The sequence below is a fragment of the Streptomyces sp. NPDC058231 genome, from assembly GCF_042882275.1.
Classification (GTDB): domain Bacteria; phylum Actinomycetota; class Actinomycetes; order Streptomycetales; family Streptomycetaceae; genus Streptomyces.
On sequence record NZ_JBHVWN010000003.1, the window covers coordinates 230,371 to 236,877 of the forward strand.

Genomic DNA, 6,507 nt, shown 5'->3' on the forward strand with positions numbered 1-6,507 from the left:
CGAGCTTAGACGGCCTTGCCCTGGGTGGTGATCGTCGGTGGGTGTTCGGGGTCGGGGACCTGGTCGCTCCAGCCTCCGGGTACGGCGCGGCCCTGTTGTTCACGGAAGTGGACGGGGGCGGTGCCGACGCGGCGGGCGAAGAGGCGGGAGAAGTAGGCGGGGTCGTCGTAGCCGACCCGGCGGGCGACTGCGGCGACGGGCAGGTCGGTTGCGGCGAGGAGTTCCTTGGCGCGGCCGAGGCGGATACCGAGGAGGTAGTCCTTGGGGCTGCAGCCGGCGCCGCGTCGTACGGCGGTGCGCAGTTCGGCGGGGGTCATGTTGTGCCGGGCGGCGTGCTCGGCGACGGAGAGCGGCTGGAAGGCGTCGCGGGCGAGGGCCTGGAGGACCGGGTCGCCGTCGGGGCCGACGTCGGCGCGGGCTCTGCGCAGGGCGACGAGGAGTTCATGGACGGCGGCGCCGGTCTCGACCTCCAGGAGCGGGTTGCCGCGTCTGGCGGCGCGGACCATGCGGCTGATGGCGGCGCGTGGTCCCGCGGTGTCGGAGAGGGGGACGAGGGGACGGTCGGGTTCGATGTAGCCGAGTTCGGTGTAGGTGGTGGTGGCGGGGCCGGTGAAGTCGACGAAGCTTTCGTCCCAGCCGGTGCCGGGGTCGGCGCCGTAGTGGTGGGGGGTGCCGGGGGTCAGCCAGATGAGGCTGGGGGCGGTGACGGGTGTACGCCGCCCGTCGGGGCCGCTGAACCAGCCGCTGCCGGAGTGGACGACGACGGCCACGTGGTGGTCGAGGGTGCGGGGGCCGACGGTGGGCAGGGCGCCGTGCTGCAGGCCGACGCCCAGACAGACGAGGCCGAGCCGGTGGTGGAGCGGGCTGGGTGTGAAGAAGCGCATCCAGGTGTGGTAGGTCGGCATCGCCTTGCGTTCCTCCGTTCCGCCCGGCCGGGCCCGGTTCTGCCGGGTGCGTCTCTGCTCGGCGCGCGTCGGTGATCTGCGCGTTGTGTCCAAACAGCAGTGATCTTTGTCCATGGACCGGCCGCACGCCAGGGGGTGAGGGTGGATGCAGCATTCCTCCCGGGTCCTCCCGCTCCGTGGTGCGTTCCGTTGTGCGGGCCCGGGGTGTGCGGGGTCCGGGGGTGGGACCGGCGCAACAGGAGAGTACGAGCACGATGGCTGATTTCACCGTGGGCGACGACCACTTCCGGCTCGACGGGGAGCCCGTACGCCTGTTGTCGGGGGCGTTGCATTACTTCCGGGTGCATGAGGCGCAGTGGGATCACCGGCTCTCGATGCTGCGGGCGATGGGTCTGAACTGTGTCGAGACGTATGTTCCGTGGAACCTTCATGAGCCGGAGCCGGGGATGTTCCGGGAGGTGGCGGCGCTCGGCCGGTTCCTGGACGCGGCGCACCGGGCGGGGTTGTGGGCGATCGTCCGCCCGGGTCCGTACATCTGTGCCGAGTGGGAGAACGGCGGGCTGCCGGCATGGGTGACGGGGCGGTTCGGGCGGCGGGTGCGGACTCGGGACGCCGGGTATCTGGGGGCGGTCGAGCGGTGGTTCGCGGAGCTGTTGCCGCAGGTGGTGGAGCGGCAGATCGACCGCGGCGGTCCGGTGATCATGGTTCAGGTGGAGAACGAGTACGGGAGCTACGGCACCGATCAGGTGTATCTGGCGCGGCTGGCCGAGGTGGTGCGTGGCCACGGGGTGACGGTGCCGCTATTCACGTCGGACGGGCCGGACGATCACATGCTGACGGGTGGTTCCGTGCCGGGGCTGCTGGCGACGGTGAATTTCGGGTCGGGGGCCCGGGAGGCGTTCGGGGTTCTGCGCCGGTATCAGCCCGAGGGTCCGCTGATGTGCATGGAGTTCTGGTGCGGCTGGTTCGAGCACTGGGGCGCCGCGCCGGTGGTACGGGATCCGAAGCAGGCGGCGGATGCGCTGCGGGAGATTCTGGAGTGCGGGGCGTCGGTGAACATCTACATGGCGCACGGAGGGACGAATTTCGCGGGCTGGGCGGGGGCCAACCGGTCCGGTCCGGTGCAGGACGAGGATCTTCAGCCGACGGTGACGTCGTACGACTACGACGCGCCGATCGATGAGTACGGGCGTCCCACGGAGAAGTTCTGGCTGTTCCGGGAGGTGCTTGCCGGGTATGCGGACGGTCCGCTGCCGGATCTGCCGCCGGAGCCTGCCGGGCTTGTGGCGCCGGTGCGGGCGGAACTGACCGGGTGGGCGCCGCTGTCGGGTGTGCTGGAGGCGCTGGGTGACCCGGAGCGGGCGGGGTCCGGTGTTCCGCCGACGTTCGAGGAGCTGGGGGTGGACCGGGGGCTGGTGCGCTACCGGGTCGGCGTGCCGGGTCCGCGGCGGCCGTACGCGCTGGGTGTGTCGGGGCTCCGGGACCGGGCGGTGGTGTTCGTGGACGGGGTCCGGGTGGGGGTGCTGAGCGATGAGCGGGCCGTGCTCGACGCGCCGGTGGCCGGTCCGGCAGCGGTGGAGCTGTGGGTGGAGTCGCTGGGCCGGGTCAATTACGGGCCGCGGCTGGGCGAGCCGAAGGGCATCACGGGCGGGGTGCTGCACGAGCGGCAGTTCCTGCACGGGGTGCGGGCGCGGGCGCTGCGGCTGGCCGCGTTCGAGGAGCCGGGGGCGGTGGACGCGGTGCCGTTCGGTGATGTGGTGGTGGGGCGGGCCGGGTTGTACCGGGGTGTGTTCGAGGTGGCGGGGCCGGCCGGCGGGGGCCTTCCGGATCACGCGGGTCTTGAACTGCCGGGCTGGACACGGGGGTTCGCCTGGGTGAACGGCTTCTGTCTTGGCCGGTACTGGTCGGCGGGTCCGCAGCGGACGCTGTACGTGCCGGGTCCGGTGCTGCGGGAGGGGGACAACGAGGTGTGGGTGCTGGAGGTGGAGGGTGCGGGGGCTCCGTATGCGGAACTGGGTCCGGGTGTGCCCGTGCGGACGGGCACACCCGGGGAGGTGCGGGGCTGATCCGGGGCGGGTCGCGCCGCTGGTGTCAGAGAGTCGCCGCTGCTGCGGCGATGTTGGCGGCGAAGGTCGAGACCTCGCTGTACACGCCGGGGTAGCCGGGTTCGGCGCAGCCTTCGCCCCAGCTGACGATGCCGACCTGGATCCAGGCTCCGGCGTTGTCCTTGCGGAACATGGGGCCGCCGGAGTCGCCCTGGCAGGTGTCGACGCCGCCGGTGTCGATGTACCCGGCGCAGATCTCGTCGCCGGGGACGAGGTCGCTGCCGTAGGCGTCCTGGCAGTCGGCGTCGTTGACGTAGGGCACGGTGGCCTTGAGGAGGTACCGCTGCTGGCCGCCGTTCTCGGCGGCGGCGCCCCAGCCGGCGATGGTGAACGTGCCGGTGTTGTACGTGGTGTCGGTGGCGATCTTCAGGGTGGGCAGGTCGATGGGCTTGGCGAGTTTGATCAGCGCCCAGTCCTTGCCCATGCCGGTGTAGCCGGGGGCCTGGAGGACCTTGGTCGACTTGACCTTGACGGCGCTGGATGACTGCAGGTCGACGACGCCGGCGGTGGCGGTGATGGAGGTGTTGTTGCCGGAGCCGTTCACGCAGTGTGCGGCGGTGAGCACGATGTTCTTCGTGTAGAGGGCGCCGCCGCAGCCCATGGAGAGGCGGACCATGAAGGGGAATTCACCCTGGGCGGCGCGGGTGCCGCCGACCACGGGGGCCGGGGCCGCGGACGCTCCGGTGGGCTGGAGGCTGACGGTGGCGAGGGCCACCGCCGCTATGACGGAGCATCTCTTGAGGGCGCGCAGAAGCTGCTTCAACGGGGTGCCTTCTTCCGTGGGGGGTTGTCTGGGCATGTGCCTGACAAAGGCATGAGCCGGATTATCGGGAAGCTCCCGCCGGCCTCACAAGGTCTGCTTTCCGGCCAAGATCACCTCTGGCGTCCGGGGCCGTCCTCGTCGCCGCCGCACTCGCATCCGCTTACAGTGGAAGCCGGTTGGGCGTCGCGGACGGGGGTACGGGCGTGACGAACGGCGGCCCGGTGGCACACGGCTTCCCTCATCTGGACACGGTCAGGTCCGCGATCACCGCGTTGTACCGGAGACTCTCGTACGACGGTGTACGCAGTTACGCCCCGAGCCTGGTCCCCGCCGACGCGGCCTTCTCCGACGCGGACGATCTGCATCTGGGCGCGCAGCGGGTGGCGCGGGCGATGGTCCAGCACCTGCATCTGCCGGACGCCCGGATGATCGTCGGGTTCCGGGCGATGGAGCATGCCGGGAGTGTCGAACTCGCCGCGGGCCCGGAGTACTTCATCGAGCTGAACGACCGTTTCCGTACGCATCGCAGGGACATCGGCGCGGCGCTCTCGCACGAGGTCACGCATGTGCTGCTGCACCGGCTGGGTCTCGAGTTCCCCGGTACGCGCGCCAACGAGATCCTGACCGACACGGCGGCCGCCTACCTGGGTGCGGGCTGGCTGCTGCTCGACGCGTTCCGGGAGGATGCCGCCTCCAGTCAGAAGCTCGGCTATCTCACCCCGGAGGAGTTCGGATACGTCCTGGCGAAGCGGGCGTTCGTGTTCGACGAGGATCCGTCGCCCTGGTTCACCAGTCCGCAGGCGTACACGGCGTACGGGAAGGGGCGGGCGCTGGCGTTGCGTGATGCCGAACAGCCGCCGCTGGTGGCGGCGGGCTGGGCGGGCCGGCACCGTTACGCGAAGGACCGGCGGCATGCCAGGGACCATCCGGGCGCAGCCGCGTCCGCCGGTGTTCCGTATGCCTTCGCGGGCGGCCCGGACGGACTGCGGGTCTCGTTCGGCTGCCCCACCTGCCACCAGCGGATCCGGGTCCCGGTCCGCGGCCGGGTGCGGGCCCGGTGCGGGCTGTGCCGCACGGTGCTGGAGTGCGACACCTGAGCCGTCCGCTCCGGGCCGCCGTAGAGTCGAAGGGTGGCAGACGACCCGATGACGGACTCCGGGAGCCTGTTCGAGGCCCTGTACGAGGGCGAGGACGCCGTCGTACGGATGCTGCGCGCGGGTGCGTCCGCGGAGTCGGCGGACGAGGACGGTGCGACGGCGCTCTATCTGGCGTCGGTGTCGGACCGGCCGGGGGTGGTGCGGCTGCTGCTGGCGGCAGGTGCGGATCCGGACCGGGCCTGCGGGCCCGAGGACGGCGATCTGCCGATCTGCGGTGCGGCGTGCGGCGGGCACACCGAGGTGGTCCGGGCGCTGCTGGCGGCCGGGGCGCGGCCGGATCTGCGGGAGCAGTTCGGGTTCACGGCGTTGCGCTGGGCGGCGGGTCTGGGGCATGCGCGGACAGCCGAGGTGCTGCTCGCCCATGGTGCGGACCCCGATCTGCCGGGTCCGGGTCCGGGGCACGAGCCGCCGCTGGTGTGCGCGGCCCGGCGCGGTTCGCTGGAGACGGTACGGACGCTGCTGCGGCACGGTGCGACGGCCCGGGCCGAGGCCCTGCGGGAGGCGCGTCGGATGCTCACGCTGGATGTCGAGGCGGAGCTGCGGACCGCGTTGCGGGAGATGTACGGGGACGGGGCCGGCGCGGATCCGGTGGTGCGCCGCACCCTGGTGGACGGCGGGGAGACGGTGACCGTCGAACTGGTGCGGGACGGGGCGCCGTTCGTGGGCCAGGAACAGCAGACGGGGCACGGGGCGATCGCGACGGTGCTGGAGGACGGGCTCGGGCTGGCGACGCCGTTCGCCGAACTGGCGGCGCGGGCGTTGCGCGGCGGGAATCCGGAGCTGGACAACTGGCACGAGGCGGTCGAGGTGCTGTGGCGGCGTGGTGACGAGGAGACGTTCCAGGCGGGCGCGGCGTGGTGTGCGAGCGGTGGCGATCCGCTGCGGCAGGCGTTCGGGGCGGATGTGCTGGCCCAGCTCGGCTTCCGTACCGGGGCGAGGCCTTTCGCGGCGCGGGCGCTGCCGGTGCTGCGGGAGCTGGCACGCGAGGCGTCGGACGCGGAGCTGATCCGGTCGGCGGTGCTGGGACTCGGCCATCATGGCGATCCGGTGGCGCTGCCGGAGGTGCTGCGGCACGCGCGGAGCCCGGAGCGGACGGTGCGGCTCGCGGTGGTGCTGGCGCTGTTCGACCTGGAGTCCGGCGATGGTGCCGAGGGGGTCGAAGCGCTGGAGCGGCTGAGCCGGGACACCGATACGGAGGTGCGGGACTGGGCCACGACGGCGCTGGCCTCGGTGGACGCGGACACCCCCGAGTTGCGCGCGGCGCTGGCGGAGCGGCTGGACGACGCGGATCCGGACACGGCCGCGGAGGCTGCGCTGGGTCTGGCGCGGCGTCAGGATCCGCGGGCGGTGGGGGTGGAGCGGCTGCTGACGGAGTCGGAGCCGGACAGTTATGCGTGGGCGACGGCGACGGCCGCGGTCGCCCATGTGCCGGACGGTGCGTTCGGGGGGCGCCCGGAGCGGATCTGCGGGTACCGGCCGTGAGCGGTGCCGGCAAGGAGTGGGCGGCGTGCGCCCCGCTCGGAGGGTGCGGTGACCGGGGGCGCAATGACCGAGGGGCGCGGTGACCGGGTACCCGG

Annotated in this window: 5 protein-coding genes; 3 read left to right on the forward strand and 2 right to left on the reverse strand. The window is 72.4% G+C overall.

The window, feature by feature from the left end:
- Positions 1 to 5 precede the first annotated feature (5 nt).
- Positions 6 to 905 (reverse strand): helix-turn-helix domain-containing protein, encoded by a 900-nt coding sequence (locus ACFVXE_RS03855; RefSeq protein WP_389668880.1) that lies wholly within the window; start codon positions 903 to 905, stop codon positions 6 to 8.
- Positions 906 to 1,159: 254 nt separating this feature from the next.
- Between ACFVXE_RS03855 and ACFVXE_RS03860 the strand changes: the two genes are divergently transcribed.
- The gene (locus ACFVXE_RS03860) at positions 1,160 to 2,971 is read left to right on the forward strand and encodes a beta-galactosidase family protein (RefSeq protein ID WP_389668882.1); all 1,812 of its coding nucleotides are present in this window, start codon (positions 1,160 to 1,162) and stop codon (positions 2,969 to 2,971) included.
- 25 nt (positions 2,972 to 2,996) lie between these two features.
- On the opposite strand, the gene ACFVXE_RS03865 is transcribed toward ACFVXE_RS03860, so the two are convergent.
- Positions 2,997 to 3,773, reverse strand: coding sequence for a S1 family peptidase (locus ACFVXE_RS03865; protein ID WP_389668884.1), 777 nt, complete (start codon positions 3,771 to 3,773; stop codon positions 2,997 to 2,999).
- A gap of 203 nt (positions 3,774 to 3,976) precedes the next feature.
- Between ACFVXE_RS03865 and ACFVXE_RS03870 the strand changes: the two genes are divergently transcribed.
- Positions 3,977 to 4,870, forward strand: a complete 894-nt coding sequence (locus ACFVXE_RS03870) for a hypothetical protein (RefSeq protein ID WP_389668886.1) — start codon at positions 3,977 to 3,979, stop codon at positions 4,868 to 4,870.
- A gap of 33 nt (positions 4,871 to 4,903) precedes the next feature.
- Positions 4,904 to 6,412 (forward strand): ankyrin repeat domain-containing protein, encoded by a 1,509-nt coding sequence (locus tag ACFVXE_RS03875; protein ID WP_389668888.1) that lies wholly within the window; start codon positions 4,904 to 4,906, stop codon positions 6,410 to 6,412.
- Positions 6,413 to 6,507 lie beyond the last annotated feature (95 nt).